The following is a 21,890-nucleotide window of genomic DNA, read 5'->3' as shown; positions in this document are numbered from 1 at the left end:
CTGCGGTGACAGTTTTATGAAGATGGCAGCGAAATCACCGTTTTCATCAGTTGTTCATGCAGGGGCGCCGCCGCCAGCGGGCTGGCATCAATGAGTTCTATACGACTCTCTTTTTGGGGCGCCAGGCGGTACACACTGAGTCTGTCGGTCTGGTTGAAGGCCCACCAGCCGTCCGCCGTGCGCACCACCGCCTTGAGCCGGGCCAGGTTTTGCGCCTCGCAGAAGGCACGCAGGGCATCGAGATCGAACACCACTTCGTCGAGAAAGCGCCAGCCCACGGAGAAATGATCGTCGCCGTGATTGCCGTAGCGGCGCCAGGGCCGCGCCGGGCTGAGGGGCGGTTCGTGGGCCGCCAACATGGGACGCTCGGCCTTGCCGGCATGGGCCTGGGGATGGGCGGCACGGCGCTCGGGGGCGTGGGGGTGAGTCAGCCAGTTGAGATCCAGCCGTCCCTGCTCGGTTTCCACCAGGACCTGTTTCGGCTCGGGCCCTTGAGCGATATCGTGACGTAGTCGGCTCAGCTCGGCCTCGCTGCACATATCGGTCTTGTTGGCTACCACCACGTCGGCCAGGGCCAGCTGATCCCGATAGGTTTCGTGCTCGCGGTATCGGGAATCTTGCCACTGGCGTGGATCTATCAGGCAAAAGGCGGCGCCCAGGCTGAGCACGTTGCGGTAATGCTCATTGGTGAGAATGTCCATGACTCGGCTGGGATGACCCAGGCCGGTGGGCTCAATCAGCAGCCGGTCCGGTTGGGCCTTGTGCAGCAGGGCGTTCAGGCCAATCTGAAACGGCAACCCGGCCACACAGCACAGGCAACCACCGGGAATTTCCTTGACCAGGGCGCCCTGCTCACTCAGCAGCGCGCCGTCTATGCCCACTTCGCCAAACTCGTTGACCAGAATGGCCCAGCGTTCGTGTTCCGGCTTGTGGGCCAGCAGGTGGCGCAGCAGGGTGGTTTTGCCGGTGCCGAGAAAACCCATAACAAGGTGAGTGGGAATGGCGGTGTTCATCAGGCGCAGGAAGGTAAGGACATTTGTTATTTTATAACACTTTTTGCCGAGGTCGGGTACCTTGCCCTTTGCGTCTCACTGTTACAAAAAAGAGCCCTGGCGGGCTCTCTGATGTGGTGAGTGCGCTGGATGGTCTTGGCCCTATGCGGCAGGGCCGATGAGATGCTTGACCTCAAGGTAGGCATTCAGGCCCCAGGGACCCAGCTCCCGGCCGATACCGCTGCGTTTAAAGCCGCCCCAACTGGTCTCGGGCAGCACCAGCTGAGGGCTGTTGTACCAGATGGTGCCGGCCTGCAGTCGCCTGCCGAGCCGCCGGACCCGCGCTGCGTCCTTGCCGACCAGGGTCGCGGCCAGGCCGAACTCGCTGTCGTTTGCCAGGGCGACGGCCTGTTCCTCGGTGGCAAAGCTGCGACCGCAGAGCACGGGGCCAAAGATTTCTTCTCGCCACAGCCGGCTGGTGACGGGAACGTCCCGGTACAGGCTGGGAGCCAGGAAATAACCCTGCTGCGGCAGGGCCCGCTGGCGCCCGTCCCGTACGGCCTGCAGCCCTTCCTGATCGGCCTGGGTTAGATAGCCGAGGACGGTGTCGCGCTGGCGGGCACTGGTCAGGGGACCCATGTCGGTGTCCTCGGCCAGGGGGTTGCCCAGGCGCAGGGCGTCGATGCGCTGCCCCAATGCTTGATACAGGTCATCGGCGAGGGGTTCGTGCACCAGTAGCCGGGAGGTGGCCGAGCAGATCTGTCCGGCATTGAAGTAGATGCCGGCCATGACATAGTCGGCGGCCTCATTCACATCCGCATCTTCCAGCACCAGTATCGGCGATTTGCCACCCAGCTCCAGGGACACGCCTCGGCTACCCGGGGCGGCGGCGGCCATGATGGCCTCTCCCACCCGGTTGCTGCCGGTAAAGGAGATCTTGTCGATGCTCCGGTGGGACGACATGGACGAGCCCACCCCTTCGCCGTCGCCAAATACCAGATTGAACACGCCGGCGGGCAGGCCCACCTCCAGGACGATGTCGGCCAGTTCCCGCTCGGGCAGCGGGGTCACTTCGGACGGCTTGAACACCAGGGTGCAGCCTGCTGCCAACGCCGGTGCCAGCTTCCAGGCACTGGTGACCAGCGGAAAGTTCCAGGGCGTAATCAGCCCCACCACTCCCACCGGATCCAGGTAGCTGTGCGCCTGCACCCCTTCCATATCGAGGGACACCGGCTGGCCCTGACGCTCGTCCAGGGCGCGCGCCTGGTCCGCATAATAACGGTAACAGGCAATGGCATCGTCCAGATCCAGCTGGGCTTCCGCCAGGATTTTACCGTTGTTGACGGCAGACAGCCTGGCCAGATCTTCACGCCGTCGGCTCAGGCCCTCGGCCATGCCATCCAGATAAACTGCCCGCTCTGCGCCTGTGGTCTGTTGCCAGCCGGGCAGGGCGCGGCGGGCTGCCGCCACTGCCGCATCAACGTCGTCCGGATGACCACAGGTGACTTCGGCGATCACCTCTTCCGTGCAGGGGTTGACCACGGGCAGGTAACGGCCCCCTCGGCTCGGTCGCCACTGATTATCGATAAACTGTTGCACCAATCGTTGCATTACCGGCTCCTTAAACGCGCCGCTGGCTCAGCGGGCAATAATGTTGCGGTGCCAGGCGGCGGCATCCACTTCGATCAACTGCGGGCCATCGGTGGGCCTGTCCGCCAGGGCCTGAGCAAGCTCGGCCGGGTCGGTCACTCGGCAGGCCCGGCAGCCGAAGCCGTTCGCCAGCTGTTGAAAGTCCGGCGGCTGAATGTCCACTCCGACCCGGCTGACGCCGTGGTTGTCCATATAGCGGCGGATTTCTTCATAACCATGGTTGTGCCACAGCAGGATCACCACCGGCAGCTTTTCTTCCACCGCCGTGGCCAGCTCGCTCAGGGTAAACATGATGCCGCCATCACCCACCAGGGCCACTACCGGCAGCTCGGGCCTGGCCAGGGCCGCGCCCAGGGCAGCCGGCAGGCCATATCCCAGGGTGCCATAGCCGGTTGAGGCATTGAAGAAGCGCCGGGTGGCCGGTTGGGAGACCAGGTGGTTGCCGGCATAAACGGTGGCGGTGGAATCCCCCACCAGGATGGCGTCGGGCACGGCCTCGCGCAGGGTATTGAACAGGGGCACGAAGGGAGCAAAGGCGGCATCCTCGGGCAGTGCCAGAGCCTGGCGGGTAGTTTGAGTCCGTTCGGCACCATTTCGGCTCAGGGGCTCGGGAACCAGTTCAAGCAACAGTTCCAGGCTACGGCCGGCATCGGCCACCAGCCCCAGGGCCAGGCGCTGGTTACGCACCAGTTGCTCGGGATCGATATCGATGCGGATCAGTTTTCCGTCCAGTTGAAAGCCGTCATCAAACACCACGTCGTAGTCGGTTTCACCCAGCTCGGTGCCCACTGCCAGGATCACATCGGCGTCCCGGGCCAGGGCCCGCACCGCCGGCAAGGCGGCATTGGCACCGAGATCAAGGGGATGATCCCGGCCCAGCAGGCCCTTGGCATTAATGGTGGTTACGGTGGGGGCATCGAGTCGTTCCACCAGCTCACGGGCCGCTTCCGGCGCATCGATGCAGCCGCCACCCAGCAACAACAGCGGTCGTTGGGCTTCTTTCAGCCAGGCTGCCGCCGTGGCCAGGCCTTGCGGATCCGGGGCGGGCCGGTACAGGACCGGGGGCGCCGAGGGGGTGGGCACCTTGACTCGGGCGGCCAGCAAATCGATGGGAATTTCGATGTGCACTGGTCCGGGGCGGGCCCCCCGAAACAGGGCAAAGGCCCGGGCCAGTACCTCCGGCAGCGTACTGGCATCAAGCAGGGTGTGGCTGAAGCGCGCGACGCCGGCCATCAGCTGTTGCTGGGACGGCAGCTCGTGCAGCCGGCCCTGGCCCATGCCCAGGGTGTCCAGCCGGCTGACGCTGGAGATCACCAGCATGGGAATTGAATCGGCCAGGGCCTGACCCATGGCGGTGGCGATGTTGGTCATGCCCGGGCCGGTGATGATAAAGCACACACCGGGCTGGCCGGTGCTGCGGGCATAGCCATCGGCCATAAATCCCGCCCCCTGCTCGTGCCGGGGCGTGACATGGCGCAGTCCGCTGCCTTCAAGGCCACGATACAGCTCTATGGTATGCACCCCGGGAATGCCGAAAAGGGTATCCACGCCATAAGTATCGCGCAGCAGGCGTACCAGCAGCTCGGCACAGCTTGTTTCAGTCGTTGTACTGGTTACGGTCATAGGGGGTCACCTCAAAAGAAAAAGACATGGGCCATCAGGGCGATGATGGGCAGGGTGATCAGGGTGCGCAGCAGGAAAATCACCAACAGCTCCCACAGGTTGAGTGGTATTCTGGACTTCAGCAGCAGGGCGCCCACTTCCGACATGTATACCAGCTGGGTCAGCGACAGACAGGCGACCACAAACCGGGTCAGTTCGCTTTCAATTCCCTTGGCCAGCACCGCCGGCAGGAACATGTCGGCAAAACCGACCAGGGTTGCCGGGGCGGCGGCGGCGGCCTCGGGCAGGCGCAGCAACTCAAGCAAGGGGATCATGGGGTAGGACAGCCAGACGAACAGCTGGGTATATTCGGCCAGTACCAGGGAGATGGTGCCGATGGCCACCACCAGGGGCAGCAGCGCCAGGAAGATATCCACCACGTTGATCAGGGCACTCATGGCCAGCTTGCCGGCACCGGGTGCCTGGGCGGCCCGTGCCACCGCCAGCTCCAGGCTATAGCGCAGCACACCCTTGTCGCTGGGCGCGGCCTCGGCAATGCGGCAGCCCACCGGCTCATAATAGGTGTCGGGTTTGCGGGAAAGGGGCGGCAGGCGGGGCACTATGATGGCGGCGATCAGCCCGGCGACCACTACCGTCAGGTAGAACTGAATAAACATGTGATTCAGCCCCACAAAGGTGGTGATCAGCAGGCTGAAGGCAATGGAGGCCACCGAGAAGTTGGTGGCGATCACCGCCGCTTCCCGCCGGTTATAAAAGCCCTGTTCATACTGCTGTGCCGTGATCAGCACGCCCACCGTGCCCGACCCCAGCCAGGAGGCGGTGGCATCGATGGCGCTGCGTCCCGGCAGGCGAAAGATAAAGCGGAACGGTTTGCTCACCAGGGCCCCGATAAATTCCATCAGGCCAAAATCCACCAGAAAGGGCAGCAGCACGGCGGCACAGAAGAAAAAGGTCAGCAGCACGGGCACCAGATCCAGCAGCACCACGCCACCGGTATTGCGGTTCCAGATAAATTCCGGGCCGAACTGGAACAGGGTCATCAGGCCAAACAGGGCACCCAGCACGCGCATGGCAAACCAGGCATGGCCCACGTTGAAAATCTCGCGCCAGACCCCTTTTTGCGCCCAGCCGGGTTTGGTGACCTTGACCAGGGTGGTCAGCACCACCGACAGGCACAGTATGGTCACCGCCATGGCCGGTAGGGCATCACCGGCCAGGCCCTTGAGCCAGTCGGCCATCAGCCCCAGGCCGATGGTGACCTGGTCCTCCAGGTAAATGGGCACCAGAAACATGCTCATTCCCAGCAGTGAAGGCAGCAGGAACTTTAGTAGTCCATCTCGACTCAATTGATCGCCTTTGGCAGCGGTGCGCTCGGTTGCGGTATCCAGAGAAGACATAGGGTAACACTCCTTTGTTCATTCGTGATTGCCGCCCGGGCCGGCGGCAATATTCATTTACCGCCGTTGCACACCCGGCAACACGCACAGCATTTCATACAGCAGGTTGGCCGCCAGCAGGGCGGTATTGCCGCTGGGATCATAGGGAGGAGACACCTCCACCAGATCGCCGCCGACGATGTCCAGCCCCCAGGCACCACGAATGATCTCCAACGCCTGAGGCACGGTCAGGCCGGCGATTTCCACCGTGCCGGTGCCCGGGGCATAGGCAGGGTCGATGCCGTCGATATCAAAGCTGATATAAACGGGCCCGCCGCCAATCTTGGCGCGCACTTCTTCCATCAGTGACACCAGGGAGGTGTTCCAGCATTCCTCGGCGGGAACGACCCGAAAGCCCTGCTCCCGGCTCCAGTCAAAGTCATCTGCCGCATAGCCGGTTCCCCGCAGGCCAATTTGCACCACGCGGTTGCAATCGAGCAGGCCTTCCTCCACCGCCCGCCGAAAGGGGGTGCCGTGGGCGATCTCCTCACCGAACATGTGTTCATTGATATCGGCGTGGGCATCCACATGGATCAGGCCAACCGGGCCGTGCTTTTTGCGCATGGCCCGCAAAATGGGCAGGGCTATGGTGTGATCCCCGCCCAGCGTCAGCGGCCGGCATCCCTGTTCAAGCACCTGGTCATAGAAGGATTCGATAATGGCCATGCTCTTGTGCAGGTTGAAGGTGTTGATCGGCACATCACCGATGTCCGCCACTTGCAGGCTGTCAAAGGGAGCGGCGCGGGTTGCCATGTTATAGGGGCGCAGCATGCGTGACTCGTCGCGAATCTGTCTGGGCGCCAGCCGGGCCCCCGGGCGGTTCGAGGTGCCAATATCAAAGGGCACGCCGATAAAGGCGGCATCCAGGCCGGCCGCCGAGTCCTGGGCGGGCAGGCGCATCATGGTGGCGGGGCCGCCAAAACGGGGCATTTCATTGCCACCCAGGGGCTGGTTAAAGGTTGACGGGGTCTTGCTCATGGCTATCTCCTGCTGCTCCCACCAGGCTGGCTGGTGGGGATAATGGTCCTTGCCATTACAAGGCAGTAATCATGCCAGTTTTTATTTATATGATTTATAAGCTCTTTTTGTTTTTGTGATGCAAATATGTATCGATCGTGAAGCGTGTGTGATACATAAAAGAATTGATGATTCATTTATGTATCAATGGTTGAGCAAGGAAAGCCATGTCGGACATAGACACCCTGGTGATCGACACCATTCTCGCCACCGCTTACGATCACCTGTTTCTGGTTGATGCGGACGGTCGCATCCTTCAGGTCAGTCCGGGCAGCGCCGCCGTCTATGGCCTGAGTCCGGACGAATTGTGCGCCAGCACGGTACAGGAGCTGGAACGACGAGGCGTCTTGTCGCCGTCGGTCAGTCTGGAAGTGATTCGCACCGGCCGGCCGGCCCAGATGATGCAACATACCGCGACCGGGCGCCGAGTGATCGCCGAGGCCTACCCGGTTTTTCTGAACGGCAGGCTGACCCGTATCGTCAGCCGCTCCCGGGATCTTACCGATCTGCAACTGCTGCAGGATGAATATGCCCTGCTGCAACAGCGCTTCAGCGACCACCTGAAAAGAGGGAACGGCCCCTCACTGGGGGAGGATCTGGAGCTGGATGAGCTGGAAGTCCGCAGCAGCCTGCTGCGGGAAGTGGTGATGTTGCTCAAGCGAGTGGCCTCGACCGATGCCACCGTGCTGATGCTGGGCGAATCCGGAGTGGGCAAGACCGCCTTTGCCCGCCAGTTGCATCGCTGGAGTCAGCGCAGCCACGGCCCCTTTATCGACGTCAACTGTGCCGCCATTCCCGAGTCGCTGTTCGAGTCGGAAATGTTCGGTTATCAGCCCGGAGCCTTCAGTGGTGCGGCTCGACAGGGCAAGGCCGGCATTCTGGAACAGGCCCAGGGAGGCACCCTGTTCCTTGATGAAATAGGTGAATTGCCCCTGGCCATGCAGACCAAGCTGCTCAAGGTGATTCAGGATGGCAGTATCACCCGCCTGGGTGATACCCGTCCCAAGAGGGTGGATTTTCGCCTGGTCGTGGCCACCAACCGGGATCTGGCCCGACAGGTGGAGGAAGGCTCATTTCGCCTGGATCTTTACTACCGGCTCAATGTGATACCCGTGACCATACCGCCGCTGCGCGAGCGGCGGGAAGATATTCCGGGCCTGGTCGAGTTGCAGCTGGCGCGGCTAAACCGACGCTACGGCAGCCGAAAGGTGCTGCACCCCGGTGTCTGGCCAAAGCTGATGAGCGGTGACTGGCCCGGCAACGTGCGTGAGCTGGAAAACTGGGTGGAGCGGTCCTGGCTGTCCGCCAGCGGTGATCAGATTGGTGCCAATGAGGCCGAGGCCCATATCAGCCCGGATGCGCCGTCGCCCGAACGGTCAACTGACCAGGAAAGCGAGTGTCTGGTGCCGGGCCAGAGCCTGAAAGAGGCTATGGAACACCATGAACGGTGCATTCTGGCCGCATTGTGTGAGCAGTTGCCCAGCACCTACGCGCTGGCCGAGCGGTTGAGGATCAGCCAGCCCAGTGTGGTTCGTAAATTGCGCAAGCACGGTTTGCGTATTCGTAGCCGAGGGGCCGAATAGCCGATAAACATAAAGATGACTTCGCCGGCGCCATCGGGGAGCCGGCGATGGCCGGTCAGGGTTGAATCACCACTCGGCCCACCGGTTTGCCGGCGACCATGTCGTGGGCGGCCTCTATGGTCTGCTCCAGGGTCAGCTCCCTGACCTCATTCTCGTAGTTCATCGGCAGGCTCTGGTGCAGCCGTTGCCAGGCCTCAATGCGCCGCTCTTTGGGAATATGCACCGAATTGATGCCGAGCAGCTGCACCCCACGCAAAATAAAGGGCATGACGGTGGTGTGAAGGGCCACCCCACCGGTCAGGCCGCAGGCAGCCACGGCACCGTACATGCGAGTCTGGCTCAGAATGCGGGCCAGGGTACGGCCGCCCACGGCGTCGATGGCGCCGGCCCAGTGTTGAGACTCGAGTGCCGCCGGCTCCTGATCCAGCTTGATACGATCGATGATCTCGTGGGCGCCCAGGCTTTTCAGCCAGTCGCTGTGCTCGGGCCGGCCGGTGGAGGCGTGTACCTCGTAACCGGCCTTGGCCAGCAACCGTACCGCGATGGAGCCCACGCCACCGGTGGCGCCGGTGACCAGCACCGGTCCCTGGCCCGGCTTTACGCCGGCCTGTTCCAGTGCCATTACCGCCAGCATGGCGGTGAAGCCGGCGGTGCCGATGGCCATGGCCCGCTTGGCGCTCATTTCCGCCGGCAGCGGAATCAGCCAGTCACCCTTGACGCTGGCCTTTTCCGCCAGGCCGCCCCAGGTTTGCTCGCCAACCCCCCAGCCGGTGAGCAGCACGTCGTCGCCAATGCGGTAGTCCGGATGATCCGATGACAGCACGGTGCCGGCGAAATCGATGCCGGGCACCATGGGCCAGCTGCGCACGATTTTGCCCTTGCCGGTAATGGCCAGGGCGTCCTTGTAGTTGAGGGTGGAGTAGTCCACCTTCACCTTGACATCGCCGGTGGTCAGCTGTTGTTCGTTGAGGCGTTGCAGGCTGGCATGAGTCTGCTTGCCGGATTCTTCCAGTAAGATGGCCTTGAACATATCGCTCTCCTTGCACGTTTTTTATTATGTTTTTCAGTGTATGGAGACTATGGGCAAAAGCCATGGCCCGGCGCCGGGGAAATGTTGATTTTGTGACCCGGCGCCGTCGTGCCGCGCCAAACCGTGATGCCGGCACGGGGCATGATCCCGCCGTCAGGTTTGTTCGGCTGAGGCATCGGCTGCGGGCTTCATAACCCGAGCATGGCGTGGGCGTCTGCGCAGCCTCAGCCAGGCCCGGGTTGCCGAATCCGACAGCAGCAGCACGACGACCATCGCCACCAGGGTATCGGTGAAATCGAGTTGCCGGGAGCCGACCAGCATGAGTCCCCAGCCGATCACCAGCCACTGCAGTACATAGATGGATGTTACGTTCCTGCTCCAGAACAACAGCAGCCCGAGACCCGGGCGCGAACCGACTTTTTCGGCGAGCCTATGGCACAGCCAGAGCCAGGCCATTACAAAGCCGGTTAGCCAGAGCATGCCGCCCGGGCCGCTTCTCAGGTAGTAGCCGTAATGGAGGTCCCTGTCGACGAGGAGCAGGGCCGTTCCCGCAGCCATACACAGCAGGCCGGCCCACAGTGTGCGACGAAAGAAGCGGTGATGGTTATCGCTCTGCCTGAGCCAGTGGCCAAATGCCATGCCAAAAAGGGGAAACGCCAGCCAGGGGAACAGCGGGAACATGGCTCCCTGCTCCTTGTTTCCCCAGAGCAGTTGCAGCCCTTCGTTCAGCACCGGCCAGTCGCTGGAAATGTCCCAGAGCGCGGGAGAGGCGCAGATGACCAGTACGCCGGCGGCCATCCAGCACCTGGGATCCGCAAGGTAATGTTTCAGTACCACACAAATGGCCAGTGCCAGGCCTGCGAACTGCAGAATATCGACAATCAGTAATTCACTCAGCGGCGTGTAGCCCCCCAGCTGCTCATCGGTCACCAGTCCCATTTGTAATGACAGCCACATGGGAAGTGCGCCCCGCGCCAGGTTCAGCAGGTAGCCAAGGGCAAACAGCCAGGCCGCCCGAGCCAGCCCGGACGCCAGGCTTTGGCGCCCTGACCAGACAATAAAAATACCCATGATAAAAACAAAAATGGGTGCGGCCGGCGGGCTGCCGAGAAACTGGACGACCCTGCCCAACGGTGTGTCTCTTACCTCGGGCCGACCGTAGAAGTCCAGCACATGAATCAGGATCATAAAAAGCACCGCCAGCCCACGGGCCAGGTCCAGGCTTGCCATTCTCGCTGCCTGCGTTGGTAATGATGTTCGCTCGAAGTTCATGTTCGCCTTCCCCGCTGATCCATTGAGTCACGAATCCACTCACTTTGGCGGCCTGCCGTTTGCAGTGGTGGCTCTGAATGGAGCCATATTGAACAATGGCGGGAAAGGTTTCAATTGAAAAAGAGAATTATTATCCTTTGCGTGAGACTTTTGAGGTGCTGAACCAGCCCTCGTTGAGCCACAATGAGGCCAGTATGATGGCGCCGCCCAGCGCCAGCCGGGGCAGATCGGCGTCCCGGTTCCAGATCAGCAAATTGACCAGCAGGCCGGCGGGTACCAGGGCGTTGTTCATGATCGCCAGGGCGCCGGCGTTGACCCGGGTTGCGCCCTTGTTCCACAGAAAATATCCCAGCCCGGACGCTCCCAACCCCAGCCACAGCAGTACGCTCCATTGCAGCGTGGTGGCCGGATACCGGTCGCCGCCAAGCAGTAGCCAGGCCGGCACCACCACCAGCAGCGCGCCCAGATAGAAGTAGCCAAAGCGTTTGTGCTGGGGCTCGTCGGCGGGGTAGCGTTCCAGCAGCACCTTATAGCCGACCTGACCAAGGGCAAAGCAGAGGTTGGCGCCCTGCACCACCGCAAAGCCAAGCAGGTAGTCATCGGTGAGGCCGTCAAAGCGAATCACCAGGGCACCCAACACCGCCAGGGCGGCGGTAAACAGGTAGCCGGGGCGAAAACGCCGGTGCAGCAGATCGTAGATCAGGGTGACATACACGGGGGTGAGCACGGTGAAGATCAGCACTTCCGGCACCGTCAGCAGCAGGAACGACTGATAATAAAACAGGTACATCACCCCCAGCTGCAGGGCGCCGCAGGCCATCAGCCCCAGTGCCAGCCGGGGTGGCTGGCGCCAGCGTAAAAAGGGGGCAAACAGCAGGGCGGCCAGGGCCACTCGGCTCAACACCGAAAAGTAGCTGTCGACGGCACCGGCCAGGTAAACGCCGATAAGGCTGAAGGAAAAGGCCCAGAGCAGGGTGACAAAAACCAGATAAGGCATGGTGGAATCATGTTCATGGGTCGCGAAAGAGCGCCATAATGGCGTAAACCCACGGGGCGATCCAGCCGCTGCCGGAAAAAGCCGGCCATAAAAAAAGCCGGCGCAATGCGCCGGCCCGGGACCAATAGCAGGTTTGTCATAAAGGAGAGAATGACGTCCCCAAACAAAAGTGGTTCAACACCACACGCAGAACGGGTTGGGCATATTGTCGATGCAATAAAACCCGAAAAGGTTGTCAGCGTGGCAAACTGGATTGCCCGATCGTCAACGGTTCGTTTGTCGTGCCGCTTGTGCGACCCGAGACAGGCAGTACCCCCCATGATGCCACCATGCCCGAAACCGTGTTTGACCGGACCGTCAGAGACGTTTCATCACCACGCCGACGTTAAACTCGATGGCCGGCATTCTATGGTTGAATCGCTTATGCTAAAAATGAATTGTGGTCATGGGTGCATGGTGAATATCGATGGATAATCTGTTTCAACGGCTGGATCTGAATCTGCTCAGGGTGTTTGACGTGCTGATGCAGTGCCGCAACGTCACTCGCGCGGCGGAACGGCTGAACCTGTCCCAGTCCACGGTCAGCCATGCGCTGGGGCGGTTGCGCCAGACCCTGGACGATCCGCTGTTTGTCATGACCCGCAAGGAAATGCGGCCCACCCAGCGGGCCCAGGCCCTGGCCACACCGGTGCGCCAGGCCCTGGCCCTGCTGGAGCAGGGTGTGCGCCAGTCGGCGGGGTTTGAGCCATCCCGCTCGCAGCGTACCTTTCGGCTGGCGGTGCCGTCCTCCATCGAACACGGCGTGGTGCCACAACTGGTTGAGCTGCTGCACACTCGGGCACCGGGCTGTCGGTTGGCGGTCAGTGAGCTGGTCAACTCCGACTATGAAGATGCCCTGGCCCGGGCCGAGCTGGATCTGGTGGTGAGTTTTGCAGGGGCCGATCACTTGTCGGAGCGGCTGCTTACCGACACCTGGTTTCACAACCCCATGGTGTGCCTGTCGGCTAAAGACAGCCGGCTGCCCGAAGTGATCGAGCCGGCGCAGCTGGTGGAGTGGAGCCATGTGTCCACCTCCAACTGGGGCCATAATCAGACCCTGGTGGATGGCTGGCTGAGTGAAAAGGGGCTGGTGCGGCACATTGGCGTCTGGGTGCCGAGCTTTGAAGCCCTGCCCAGATTGCTGGCCACCGGCCGTTACCTGGCGGTGGTGCCGGAAATGATCGGCCGTGACCTCTGTATTCATTATCCGTTGCAGGCGCATACCCTGAGCGAACCGCTGCACAGCACCTATGTGCTGGCCCAGCATCCGCTGACCGAGTTTGACCCGGCACTGGTATGGTTCAGGCAACTGTTGCGGGACGCGGGTGGCCAGTAACCGGCCACCCGGCAACATCAACCCTTGGGCAGGGGTACCACCAGCAGATCGCAGGGCACGGTATTCATCAGCTGGCGGGCAGAAGAGGTAAGCAGGCTCCAGAAGCTTTGCTCATGGCCGCAGATCAGCAGGTCGACGCCATGCTGCTCAACCGCCTCGTTGACCTTGAGCGTCAGATCGCCGCAGATCACCAGTTTTTTCTCGATGGGATAGTCAATGTCGGCCAGGTAGTCTTCCAGCCGTTGCTTGGCGTCGGCCACCACCTGGTCCTGAATGTTGTCGATGTCGATGTCGATCATCTCGGTATAGAGATCCTTGAGATCCACGTCCACATGAATGACTGACAGTTTGGCGTTGTTGGCCCGGGCCCTGTCTACCGCCTTGGCGATCACCTTGCGGTTTTTCTCGGTCATGTCGACCGCCGCCAAAATGTGTTTGTACTGATACGGCTCTGTCATTACAAATCTCCTTTTTTTCAACCCTATCAATCCGTTAGTAAACAAACCGTGAGCTGCACGAAAGTTTTGCAACACCGCCAGCATAGGCCAGACCGCCGCCCCGGCACAAGTACCATAAAGTCTATATCCGTGGCCGAGGGATTCAGGAGCGCCGCTGGCCGATGGCATCCCTGAGGGTGTGTATTTCTTCCCGCAATGACGCGATTTCCGTGCGCAGGGCGCCCAGCTGTTGGTTCAGCTCCTGCCCTTCGGTTTCCACCGCCTCCTGTTGCTCCTCGGTTTTGGGGCTGAGCACCGCCGAGGCCACCAGGCCCGACACACCGGCAAACAGGGTTACCCCGGCAAAGATGACCACCGAGGAGATAATGCGGCCGGCGGTGGTCACCGGATAGTGATCGCCATAACCCACGGTGGAAATGGTCACCAGGGCCCACCAGATGGCGTCTTCGGCGGTTTCAATATTGGAGTCGGGGTGGCCGGCCTCGGTCATCAGAATGGCGATGGCACTGCCGCTGATCACCACCACCAGCACCAGCAGCATGGAGGCCATCATGGTGCTGCCACTGTGTTTCAGCAGGTGGCGAATAACCTGATTGGCGACCCGCAGCATGCGCAGCACCCGCAGCACCTGAAAAATTCGGCCGTAGCGCAACACGTCAATGGCCGGAATGGAGGCGATAAAGTCAATCCAGTGCACCTTGAGGAAGCGTTTCTTGCTGGGTGCCCTGGCCAGCCCATAAAAAAAGTGGCTGAGCAGGATCACGCAGATACCGGTGTCGAGGTAGAGCAGCAGCTCCTTTTCGTTGGCATTAAAAGGGCCGAACTGGTGCAGTACCACGGCCACCAGTGAAACGATGGACAGCACCATCATCAACAATTCAAAGGCGGTAGGGGGAACAAAGCGTACCGGTGTTTTCATGAAGTCTCCTGTCCGTGGTTGACGTTCGTTTCAGGGCGCGGCTGTGGGTTTGTGGGCCTGCAGCAGGTAACGACGGGGCGTGTTGGCCATGTCGGTAAAGGTGCCCAGGGTGACCCGGTAGCCCTGCTCTTCAAGAAACAGGGCCCGATCCAGCAGCAGCCACAGCTCCAGCGGATGACGGTAGAGGTGGCGCACCAGCTCGATGCGTTTGACCAGCAGGCGGCGATCGTCGGCCAGGGCGAGCCAGTGTGCGTCGTCAATCTGTGCGGGCACGGCCAGCCCCTTGCGTTTACAGGCCCAGCGGGCGAACGCGGCAAAGTCACCACTCAGTAACTGCTTGGGAAAGGTGGGCAGGGGCAGGTAGGCATCGTTGCCGGTGAGAGTCCGTTGCAGTTCGTCAAAGGCCAGTCGCCAGGTCAGTTCGATCTGGCGCAGCCGACGAACCCGCTCGCCACCGGTCACCTGCTGCTGCAGGGGCAGGCGCAGATCGTGGCGGCTTAGGCTCAGCCCGGCCCGACGGCCCGCCGTCGACAATGGCTGGTAGTGCTGCCCGGTGATCAGGTGATAGCAGCAGGGCGACAACGTCAGCGACCGCGTGCCAGCCCTCACGCCGTGCTGCAGAAAGCGCAGGTGCAATTCGCCGCAGGCATGCAGCGCCACCGCCTGTTGCTCCCGGCGAAACAGCCCGGCGGCCTCGGGAGCCAGGGCGTCGGCGCAGTAAAAGTGATGCTCGATCTGCAACCGCTCGGCCAGGGCTTTCCCCTGTCGGCACAGATCCGCGCTCCACTCCAGGCTGGTCACCGCCTGTTGCTGCTGCAGGGCCAGCAGCCGGCCCAGGTGGCCCTTGCCGGCACACCATTCGAGAATGGGGTGATGGCCGTGAATATTGGCGGCAAAGTCGCTGATCTGCGCCCATTTTCGGCCGGGAATGCCACTGCTCCAGCGGGGCGTGGCGTAATCACCGGCTCGTTTCAGAGTGGGGATGGGCCAGTCGTGCACCGCCGCCACTTCCGAACGATAGGGAGCCAGCAGGCCATGAGCCGCGGCCGGCTCGGCTTCCAGGGCGTCGAGATCGTCTTCCGACAGCGTGGTCAGCACCGGCGCCAGTTCCGGCCAGGGCAGGGTGCGGCAGGCAAAGGGCAGCCGCTGCCAGTCGCCGTGATGGCGTTGCAGCAGGGTGCTCAGGGAATGAAACTGGTCGGCGAGTTCGCTCATGGTGGCAATTATACTCACAGCCAAGGGGGCCGGCATAGCCGGGCGGCGGTGCGACGAGTAGAATGCCCTTCTTTTTTGCTTTGTTCGAGGAAATGCCATGCAGGCCTGGGATGTGATAGTGATCGGTGCCGGCGCCGCCGGTCTGATGTGTGCCGCCGAGGCCGGCAAGCGAGGGCGCCGCGTGCTGGTGCTGGATCACGGCAAGCGCATCGGCCGCAAAATCCTGATGTCGGGGGGGGGACGCTGCAATTTCACCAACTACCATGTGGAGCCCGGCGCCTACCTGTGCGCCAACCCGCATTTTGTGAAGTCGGCCCTGGCCCGCTACACCCAGTGGGACTTTATCGCCCTGGTCGACAAGCACGGCGTGGCCTGGCACGAAAAGACCCTGGGGCAGCTGTTTTGTGATGATTCGGCGCAGAACATCGTTGATCTGCTGGTGGCGGAGTGCGAGGCCGCCGGCGTGACCATACGGCTTAGGGCCGAGGTGTTGAACGTGGCGCCCCTGGGCGAGGGCTTTGAGGTGGCTACTGCCGGCGAACAGTACAGCTGTCAGTCGCTGGTGGTGGCCACCGGCGGCCTGTCCATGCCCAAAATAGGCGCCTCGCCCCTGGGGTACCGGTTGGCGGAACAGTTTGGTCTCAAGGTGTTGCCCACTCGGGCCGGCCTGGTGCCCTTTACCCTGCAACCGGAAGACAAACAGACCCTGGAAAGCCTGTCCGGCGTCAGCCTGCCGGTGGTGGCGGAAAGTGAAGACGGCACTCGCTTTGCCGAGAACCTGCTGTTTACCCACAGGGGCGTATCCGGCCCGGCGGTGCTGCAAATCTCCTCTTATTGGCAGCCCGGTGAGCGGGTGTGCTTTGAGCTGCTGCCCGCCGGCAGTTTGGCCGGGGCGGTGGCAGAGAGCCCGAATCAGGAGCTGAAAACCTGGCTGGCGCGACACCTGCCCAAACGGCTGATCGAGGCCCTGCTGGCCCGGGAAGATCTCAACAGCAAGCCGCTTAAGCAATACACTCCCAAAGAGCTGGCGGCGGTGGAGCACACCCTGGCCGCCTGGCCGCTGCAGCCCGGCGGCACCGAGGGTTACCGCACCGCCGAGGTGACCCTGGGCGGGATCGACACCGACGAGTTGTCTTCCAAAACCATGGAGGCGAAAAAGGTGCCTCACCTCTATTTTATTGGCGAGGTGATGGACGTGACCGGCTGGCTCGGGGGCTACAACTTTCAGTGGGCCTGGAGCTCAGGCTGGGTCGCCGGTCAGGTGGTGTAAGCGGTCACCATCATTATTCGGGCATGATGCCTGCCGGCATTGGGCAGGCATGACGGGCGGTGACCGGGACCACCAGCAAGTGCCTTTAACGGCAGGAGGGCGTCATGCTCGGCGTACTGGCTAACCGAACCTACCGAAAACTGTTCACCGCCCAGGTGATTGCCCTGCTGGGCACCGGGCTGGCCACCGTGGCCCTGAGCCTGCTGGCCTTTGAGCTGGCGGGTAACCAGGCGGGCGCCGTGCTGGGCTCCATCTTTGGCATCAAGATGGTGGCCTACGTGTTGATTTCTCCGGTCGCTGCCGTTATTACGGCACGGTTGCCACGCCGTCCCCTGCTGGTGACCCTGGATCTGCTCAGGGCGGCCACGGCACTGTGTTTGCCCTTCGTCACCCAAGTATGGCAGGTCTATGTGCTGGTTTTTCTGCTACAGTCGGCCTCGGCCTGTTTTACCCCGCTGTATCAGGCCACCATTCCCGAAGTGCTCAAGGATGAGGAGCAATACACCAAGGCCTTGTCCCTGTCGCGCCTGGCTTATGATCTGGAGACCCTGCTCAGTCCGGCACTGGCGGTGGCGCTGCTGTCCCTGATGAGCTGGCATGGCCTGTTTATTGGTACCATGGCCGGTTTTGTGGCCTCGGCATTGCTGTTGCTGGCGACCACACTGCCGGTGCCGCGAGCCAACAGCCAGGGAAGCTTTTACCAGCAAGTGACACGCGGCCTGCGTGTGTATCTGGCCACTCCCCGGCTCAGGGGACTGCTGGCCTTGAACCTGGCGGTAGCCTGTGCCGGCGCCATGGTTATCGTGAATACGGTGGTGATGGTTCAGGCCCGGCTGGGCTTGTCGGAGCGGCATACCGCGCTGGCCCTGGCCTGCTTTGGGGCGGGCTCCATGATGGCGGCGCTGGCATTGCCGTTGTTGCTGAAACGATGGCAGGAACGGACCCTGATGCTGTTTGGTGGACTGTGTCTGGTGGCGGGGCTGTTGGCGGCCACCGGTATGCAAAGTCTGATGTGGCTGCTGTTACCGTGGTGGTTGCTGGGTATCGGTTATGCCCTGGTGCAGACCCCGTCGGGACGGTTGCTGGCGCGTTCGGCCCACGCCGAAGACAGGCCGGCGGTGTTTGCCGCCCAGTTTTCCCTGTCACATGCCTGCTGGCTGCTGGCCTACCCCTTGGCCGGCTGGCTGGGCAGTGCGCTGGGGCTTTTGCCCACCCTGGTATTGCTGGCCGCGATTTCCCTGGCGGCGGTATTGGCGGCCGCTCGCCTGTGGCCGGCGGTGGATGCCGGCGCACTCTATCACTGCCATGATGATCTCGCCGCCGGGCACCCCCACCTGGCCGGTGGTCCCCCATGCCATGTGCATCCCTATGTTATCGACGATTTGCACACGCGCTGGCCGGGGTGAACACGGGCCAGGCCAGCGAAGGGTGGACCGACCGGCCCGGCAGGCTTAATTCAGTCCCAGCTTGCGGCAGACGAAGTCCAGATCCTTGTCACCCCGGCCGCTCAGGTTGACCAGAATGACCTTGTCCTGGCTGAGCGTGGGTGCCAGCTTGATGGCCTGGGCCACGGCGTGGGCGCTTTCCAGTGCCGGAATAATGCCCTCGGTGCGGGACAGGGTCATAAAGGCGTCCAGGCATTCCTGATCGGTGATGCTGGTGTATTCCACCCGGCCCATTTCCTTCAGGTAGCTGTGCTGGGGACCCACCCCAGGGTAATCCAGGCCCGAAGCGATGGAGTGCACCGGCAGCGGCTCGCCGCTGGCGTCCTGCAGTACATGGCAGCGAAAGCCGTGAATGACGCCGGACGTGCCCAGGGTCATGGTGGCGGCGTGATCCGGGGTATCGAGCCCCTTGCCTCCGGGCTCCACCCCCATGATGCGTACCGACTCGTCGTTAAGAAAGGCGTCAAACAGTCCCATGGCATTGGAGCCGCCGCCCACACAGGCCAGGATCACATCCGGCAGTTCGCCGGTCATGTCCTGCATTTGCTCCCGGGCTTCCTGGCCGATCACCTTTTGAAAATCCCGCACCATCATGGGGAAGGGATGGGGACCTACCACAGAGCCGATGGCGTAAATGTAGTCGGTGGGGTTTTTCAGGTATTCCTCAAAGGCGCTGTCGACGGCGTCCTTCAGGGTAGCGGTGCCCCGGGTCACGGGTACCAGGGTGCAGCCGAGGATCTTCATGCGCATCACATTGGGATGCTCTTTTTCAATGTCGACCTGCCCCATATGAATTTCACAGGGTATGCCCACCAGGGCGCAGGCGGTGGCCAGGGCCACACCGTGCTGGCCGGCGCCGGTTTCGGCGATCACCTTCTTCTTCCCCATAAAGCGGGCCAGCAGAGCCTCGCCCAGGCAGTGATTGATCTTGTGGGCGCCGGTATGGTTGAGGTCTTCCCGTTTCAGGTAGATCTGCGCGCCGCCCAGTTGCTGGCTCAGGCGTTCACAGTGATATACCGGGCTGGGTCGGCCCACGAAATGGGTCAGCAGTCGCTGCAGCTCCTGCCGAAAGTCCTCGCGCTGGCAAATTTCCTGATAGGCCCGCGTGATGTCGTCCATGGCCTGCTTGAGTGCGGGCGGAATTTCGGAGCCGCCAAAGTCGCCGAAATAGCCCTCGGCGTCGGGCATGTTTTGCTGGTAGTCCACACTGCTTCCTTATGCGGTCAAGGGGAAAAGCAAGGCAGCATAACAGCGGTTAAGAGGGGAAGCCATTAGCCACAAGTTGGTGAGAAGACATGAAAAAAACGCCCCGGTGCTGGCCGGGGCGAGGTAAATCAGACGATATCCAGTGGAGTCTTGCGCTGAGGGGCCGGAAAGGCGGCATCGAGGCAGGCCAGCACGTCGTCACCGAGATCAAGTGTGAGGGCCTCGGCGTTTTGCCGCACATGCTCGGGCTGCACCGCCTTGGGGATGGCAATGACATCGCGCTTTCCGTTCACCGGGCGAGTAGCCCAGGCTAACAGCAACTGAGCCACGGTGACGTTCAGATCCGCGGCAATGGCACGCAGCTCGGGGTGGCCGAACAGCTCCCGCCGCAGCCGGCCGCCCTGAGCCAGGGGGCAGTAGGCCATGGTGGGCAGGCCTCGCTCTCGCTGCCAGGGCAGCAGGGAATGCTCAATGCCCCGGGAGCCCAGGTGGTAGAGCACCTGGTTGACCGTGCATTGATCACCGCCGTCGGTATACGCCAGCGCCTGCATTTCGCCCAGATCGCAGTTGGACACCCCAAAACGCTTGATCTTGCCGTCGGCCTGCAGCCTTTCAAAGGCTTCCAGGGTTTCTTCCAGCGGAATGCTGCCGGGCCAGTGCAACAGGTAAAGGTCGAGGTGATCGGTGCCCAGGCGCCGAAGGCTGGCCTCGCAGGCGGCAATGGCGCTGCGGCGACCGGCATTCCAGGGATACACCTTGGATACCAGAAAGGCCTGGTCGCGGCGGCCCTTCAGCGCTTCACCCACGACTTCTTCGGCACCACCGTCACCGTACATTTCGGCGGTGTCGATTAGTGTGAGTCCCAAATCCAGTCCCTGTTGCAGGGCTTTTACCTCCGCCTGGCGGGGATTGAGACCTTCGCCCATATACCAGGTGCCCTGACCGATGGTTGGCAGGGTAACGGCGGGCAGGCCGGCGGTGGCCTTGAGGGTGACGGTAGTATCCATGCTTGCCTCTTGGGAATTTGAAAACGGTTTCCACGATATGGTGAAACAGCCGGGCCCGCTTTGCAACCGGGCGGCTTGCCTTTGGGCCCGCTTTGCTCTTAACTCGGACTGACCTACTTTTTCGGGCAAAAGGAGCCGCTTCATGACCGCAGATTCAAAAGTCGATGACAGAACCCTGGTGCGGCGTCATCTTCGGCTGGATCACATGAACCAGCTGCAGATTGAAAAGCTGGCGGAAGTGTTCGATGCCGAGCCGGGGGTAGCCAAGGTGGTGGTGCGCAAGCACTGGCTGGACATTGACTACGATGCCGCCGTGCTTACCCTGGACAGGGTCATCGCCCTGCTCGAGGCCTATGGCGGTGAGCTGTCGGCCGACTGGTGGACGGCGTTCAAGGCCCACTGGTACCGCAAGCGGGAAGAAAAACTGCGCGCCCGCCTGGCCCGGGAAGACGAGCAGGACGAGCGCTGAGTCGCGTCGTTAGTCCGCCAGGGCCCGGCGCAGCACACCCTGGCCTCGGGTCAGCCGCTCCTTGGCTTCGGTCTTGCCCAGACCGGTCAGCAGCATCAGGATCGCCAGTTTCACTTCATTATCTGCCGCCGCCAGGGCCTCGGCGGCGGTGTTTTCATTCTCGCCGGTGGCTTGCATCACAATGCGAATGGCACGCGCTTCCAGCTTTTGATTGCTGGCGTGCAAATCCACCATCAGGTTCTGATATACCTTGCCCAGGCGAATCATGGCGGCGGTGCTGAGCATATTGAGCACTAGCTTCTGGGCGGTGCCGGCCTTGAGCCGGGTAGAGCCGGTGATCACCTCGGGGCCTACCTCGGGCTCGATGGCAATGGCCGCCTCCCGGCCGATGGCAGAGCCGGCATTGCAGGCCAGCGCCGCGGTGCCGGCCCCCAGGCGGCGGGCGTAGCGCAGACCGCCAATGACATAAGGGGTGCGGCCGGAGGCGGCAATACCCACTACCACATCCTTGTCGGTGAGTTGAATATCGCGCAGATCCTGCTCGCCCTGCCGCTCGTTGTCTTCCGCGCCTTCCTGCGCCCGGAACATGGCTGCTTCACCCCCGGCGATCAGCCCCAGCACCAGGCCGTGGGGCACGCTGAAGGTGGGCGGGCATTCCGATGCATCCAGCACCCCCAGCCGGCCGCTGGTGCCGGCACCGGTATAGATCAGCCGGCCCCCCGCGCGCAGGGCGGTTTCTATCATGTCCACGGCGGCGGCAATGGCGGGCAGCACCCTGGCTACCGCCTCGGGCACGCCCTTGTCCTGCCGGTTGATAAGCGTAACGATGTCCAGTGCGCTCAGGGTGTCTATGTTGAGGGTATCCGGGTTGCGGCCTTCCGAGGCCAGCCGTGCCAGATCCTGGATCAGCGGGTTGTTCATGAATG

The 21,890-nt window shown here is 62.3% G+C and carries 19 protein-coding genes; 5 read left to right on the top strand and 14 right to left on the bottom strand.

Annotated elements, in window-relative coordinates; all coding sequences use genetic code 11:
* Positions 1–14: 14 nt before the first annotated feature.
* The 5 genes from OJHNALOF_RS00540 to speB all read right to left on the bottom strand — a co-directional run bounded on the left by OJHNALOF_RS00540 (position 15) and on the right by speB (position 6,679).
* Positions 15–1,013, bottom strand: coding sequence for a GTP-binding protein (locus OJHNALOF_RS00540; protein ID WP_094200939.1), 999 nt, complete (start codon positions 1,011–1,013; stop codon positions 15–17).
* 141 nt (positions 1,014–1,154) lie between these two features.
* Positions 1,155–2,603 (bottom strand): aldehyde dehydrogenase family protein, encoded by a 1,449-nt coding sequence (locus tag OJHNALOF_RS00535; protein ID WP_094200938.1) that lies wholly within the window; start codon positions 2,601–2,603, stop codon positions 1,155–1,157.
* Positions 2,604–2,630: 27 nt separating this feature from the next.
* Positions 2,631–4,265, bottom strand: coding sequence for a 5-guanidino-2-oxopentanoate decarboxylase (locus tag OJHNALOF_RS00530; RefSeq protein ID WP_094200937.1), 1,635 nt, complete (start codon positions 4,263–4,265; stop codon positions 2,631–2,633).
* Between the two features lie 11 nt (positions 4,266–4,276).
* Positions 4,277–5,662, bottom strand: coding sequence for a YjiH family protein (locus OJHNALOF_RS00525; RefSeq protein WP_094200936.1), 1,386 nt, complete (start codon positions 5,660–5,662; stop codon positions 4,277–4,279).
* Between the two features lie 57 nt (positions 5,663–5,719).
* Positions 5,720–6,679: an agmatinase gene (gene speB, locus OJHNALOF_RS00520; protein WP_094200935.1), complete on the bottom strand. Its 960-nt coding sequence runs from the start codon at positions 6,677–6,679 to the stop codon at positions 5,720–5,722.
* Between the two features lie 206 nt (positions 6,680–6,885).
* Between speB and OJHNALOF_RS00515 the strand changes: the two genes are divergently transcribed.
* Positions 6,886–8,301, top strand: coding sequence for a sigma-54-dependent Fis family transcriptional regulator (locus OJHNALOF_RS00515; RefSeq protein WP_094200934.1), 1,416 nt, complete (start codon positions 6,886–6,888; stop codon positions 8,299–8,301).
* 55 nt (positions 8,302–8,356) lie between these two features.
* On the opposite strand, the gene OJHNALOF_RS00510 is transcribed toward OJHNALOF_RS00515, so the two are convergent.
* From OJHNALOF_RS00510 to OJHNALOF_RS00500, 3 genes are all read right to left on the bottom strand, one after another.
* Entirely contained in the window at positions 8,357–9,331 is a 975-nt protein-coding gene (locus OJHNALOF_RS00510; RefSeq protein ID WP_094200933.1) for an MDR family oxidoreductase, read from the bottom strand.
* 153 nt (positions 9,332–9,484) lie between these two features.
* Complete coding sequence (locus OJHNALOF_RS00505; protein WP_165660821.1) at positions 9,485–10,561, bottom strand: heparan-alpha-glucosaminide N-acetyltransferase domain-containing protein; 1,077 nt, start codon at positions 10,559–10,561, stop codon at positions 9,485–9,487.
* Between the two features lie 172 nt (positions 10,562–10,733).
* A complete protein-coding gene (locus OJHNALOF_RS00500; protein WP_165660820.1) occupies positions 10,734–11,600 on the bottom strand; it encodes a carboxylate/amino acid/amine transporter in 867 nt (288 codons plus the stop codon).
* Between the two features lie 466 nt (positions 11,601–12,066).
* Here OJHNALOF_RS00500 and OJHNALOF_RS00495 point away from each other — a divergent pair, with 466 nt between their 5' ends.
* Positions 12,067–12,975, top strand: coding sequence for a LysR family transcriptional regulator (locus tag OJHNALOF_RS00495; RefSeq protein ID WP_165660819.1), 909 nt, complete (start codon positions 12,067–12,069; stop codon positions 12,973–12,975).
* 17 nt (positions 12,976–12,992) lie between these two features.
* Here the strand turns inward: OJHNALOF_RS00495 and OJHNALOF_RS00490 are convergent, their stop codons facing one another.
* The 3 genes from OJHNALOF_RS00490 to OJHNALOF_RS00480 form a co-directional block, all read right to left on the bottom strand.
* Positions 12,993–13,433, bottom strand: a complete 441-nt coding sequence (locus OJHNALOF_RS00490; RefSeq protein WP_094200929.1) for a universal stress protein — start codon at positions 13,431–13,433, stop codon at positions 12,993–12,995.
* A 142-nt stretch (positions 13,434–13,575) separates the two neighbouring features.
* Positions 13,576–14,352 carry an ion transporter gene (locus OJHNALOF_RS00485; RefSeq protein ID WP_094200928.1) on the bottom strand — a complete coding sequence of 259 codons (777 nt, stop codon included), beginning with the start codon at positions 14,350–14,352 and terminating at the stop codon, positions 13,576–13,578.
* 30 nt (positions 14,353–14,382) lie between these two features.
* A complete protein-coding gene (locus OJHNALOF_RS00480; protein WP_165660818.1) occupies positions 14,383–15,567 on the bottom strand; it encodes a methyltransferase in 1,185 nt (394 codons plus the stop codon).
* A 97-nt stretch (positions 15,568–15,664) separates the two neighbouring features.
* Here OJHNALOF_RS00480 and OJHNALOF_RS00475 point away from each other — a divergent pair, with 97 nt between their 5' ends.
* Positions 15,665–16,837: an NAD(P)/FAD-dependent oxidoreductase gene (locus OJHNALOF_RS00475; protein ID WP_165660817.1), complete on the top strand. Its 1,173-nt coding sequence runs from the start codon at positions 15,665–15,667 to the stop codon at positions 16,835–16,837.
* Between the two features lie 104 nt (positions 16,838–16,941).
* Positions 16,942–18,243: an MFS transporter gene (locus tag OJHNALOF_RS00470; protein ID WP_165660816.1), complete on the top strand. Its 1,302-nt coding sequence runs from the start codon at positions 16,942–16,944 to the stop codon at positions 18,241–18,243.
* 45 nt (positions 18,244–18,288) lie between these two features.
* Here OJHNALOF_RS00470 and trpB read toward each other — a convergent pair whose 3' ends face one another.
* On the bottom strand, positions 18,289–19,470 hold the full coding sequence (trpB, locus tag OJHNALOF_RS00465) for a tryptophan synthase subunit beta (protein WP_165660891.1): 1,182 nt from the start codon (positions 19,468–19,470) through the stop codon (positions 18,289–18,291).
* Positions 19,471–19,616: 146 nt separating this feature from the next.
* Complete coding sequence (locus OJHNALOF_RS00460) at positions 19,617–20,495, bottom strand: aldo/keto reductase (RefSeq protein ID WP_165660815.1); 879 nt, start codon at positions 20,493–20,495, stop codon at positions 19,617–19,619.
* 142 nt (positions 20,496–20,637) lie between these two features.
* Between OJHNALOF_RS00460 and OJHNALOF_RS00455 the strand changes: the two genes are divergently transcribed.
* A complete protein-coding gene (locus OJHNALOF_RS00455; protein ID WP_094200924.1) occupies positions 20,638–20,964 on the top strand; it encodes a hypothetical protein in 327 nt (108 codons plus the stop codon).
* A 9-nt stretch (positions 20,965–20,973) separates the two neighbouring features.
* On the opposite strand, the gene murQ is transcribed toward OJHNALOF_RS00455, so the two are convergent.
* Positions 20,974–21,885, bottom strand: a complete 912-nt coding sequence (murQ, locus tag OJHNALOF_RS00450; protein ID WP_094200923.1) for an N-acetylmuramic acid 6-phosphate etherase — start codon at positions 21,883–21,885, stop codon at positions 20,974–20,976.
* Positions 21,886–21,890 lie beyond the last annotated feature (5 nt).

This window comes from Oceanimonas sp. MB9 (genome assembly GCF_011319775.1).
GTDB classification, from domain to species: Bacteria; Pseudomonadota; Gammaproteobacteria; order Enterobacterales; family Aeromonadaceae; genus Oceanimonas; species Oceanimonas doudoroffii.
This window is presented reverse-complemented; position numbering and strand designations above follow the sequence as displayed.

Excerpts from the sequence above, each read along its gene's own strand:
- OJHNALOF_RS00540 (WP_094200939.1), bottom strand. The coding sequence starts at position 1,013 with ATGAACACCGCCATTCCCACTCACCTTGTTATGGGTTTTCTCGGCACC.
- OJHNALOF_RS00535 (WP_094200938.1), bottom strand. The coding sequence starts at position 2,603 with ATGCAACGATTGGTGCAACAGTTTATCGATAATCAGTGGCGACCGAGC.
- OJHNALOF_RS00530 (WP_094200937.1), bottom strand. The coding sequence starts at position 4,265 with ATGACCGTAACCAGTACAACGACTGAAACAAGCTGTGCCGAGCTGCTG.
- OJHNALOF_RS00525 (WP_094200936.1), bottom strand. The coding sequence starts at position 5,662 with ATGTCTTCTCTGGATACCGCAACCGAGCGCACCGCTGCCAAAGGCGAT.
- speB (WP_094200935.1), bottom strand. The coding sequence starts at position 6,679 with ATGAGCAAGACCCCGTCAACCTTTAACCAGCCCCTGGGTGGCAATGAA.
- OJHNALOF_RS00515 (WP_094200934.1), top strand. The coding sequence starts at position 6,886 with ATGTCGGACATAGACACCCTGGTGATCGACACCATTCTCGCCACCGCT.
- OJHNALOF_RS00510 (WP_094200933.1), bottom strand. The coding sequence starts at position 9,331 with ATGTTCAAGGCCATCTTACTGGAAGAATCCGGCAAGCAGACTCATGCC.
- OJHNALOF_RS00505 (WP_165660821.1), bottom strand. The coding sequence starts at position 10,561 with ATGGCAAGCCTGGACCTGGCCCGTGGGCTGGCGGTGCTTTTTATGATC.
- OJHNALOF_RS00500 (WP_165660820.1), bottom strand. The coding sequence starts at position 11,600 with ATGCCTTATCTGGTTTTTGTCACCCTGCTCTGGGCCTTTTCCTTCAGC.
- OJHNALOF_RS00495 (WP_165660819.1), top strand. The coding sequence starts at position 12,067 with ATGGATAATCTGTTTCAACGGCTGGATCTGAATCTGCTCAGGGTGTTT.
- OJHNALOF_RS00490 (WP_094200929.1), bottom strand. The coding sequence starts at position 13,433 with ATGACAGAGCCGTATCAGTACAAACACATTTTGGCGGCGGTCGACATG.
- OJHNALOF_RS00485 (WP_094200928.1), bottom strand. The coding sequence starts at position 14,352 with ATGAAAACACCGGTACGCTTTGTTCCCCCTACCGCCTTTGAATTGTTG.
- OJHNALOF_RS00480 (WP_165660818.1), bottom strand. The coding sequence starts at position 15,567 with ATGAGCGAACTCGCCGACCAGTTTCATTCCCTGAGCACCCTGCTGCAA.
- OJHNALOF_RS00475 (WP_165660817.1), top strand. The coding sequence starts at position 15,665 with ATGCAGGCCTGGGATGTGATAGTGATCGGTGCCGGCGCCGCCGGTCTG.
- OJHNALOF_RS00470 (WP_165660816.1), top strand. The coding sequence starts at position 16,942 with ATGCTCGGCGTACTGGCTAACCGAACCTACCGAAAACTGTTCACCGCC.
- trpB (WP_165660891.1), bottom strand. The coding sequence starts at position 19,470 with ATGCCCGACGCCGAGGGCTATTTCGGCGACTTTGGCGGCTCCGAAATT.
- OJHNALOF_RS00460 (WP_165660815.1), bottom strand. The coding sequence starts at position 20,495 with ATGGATACTACCGTCACCCTCAAGGCCACCGCCGGCCTGCCCGCCGTT.
- OJHNALOF_RS00455 (WP_094200924.1), top strand. The coding sequence starts at position 20,638 with ATGACCGCAGATTCAAAAGTCGATGACAGAACCCTGGTGCGGCGTCAT.
- murQ (WP_094200923.1), bottom strand. The coding sequence starts at position 21,885 with ATGAACAACCCGCTGATCCAGGATCTGGCACGGCTGGCCTCGGAAGGC.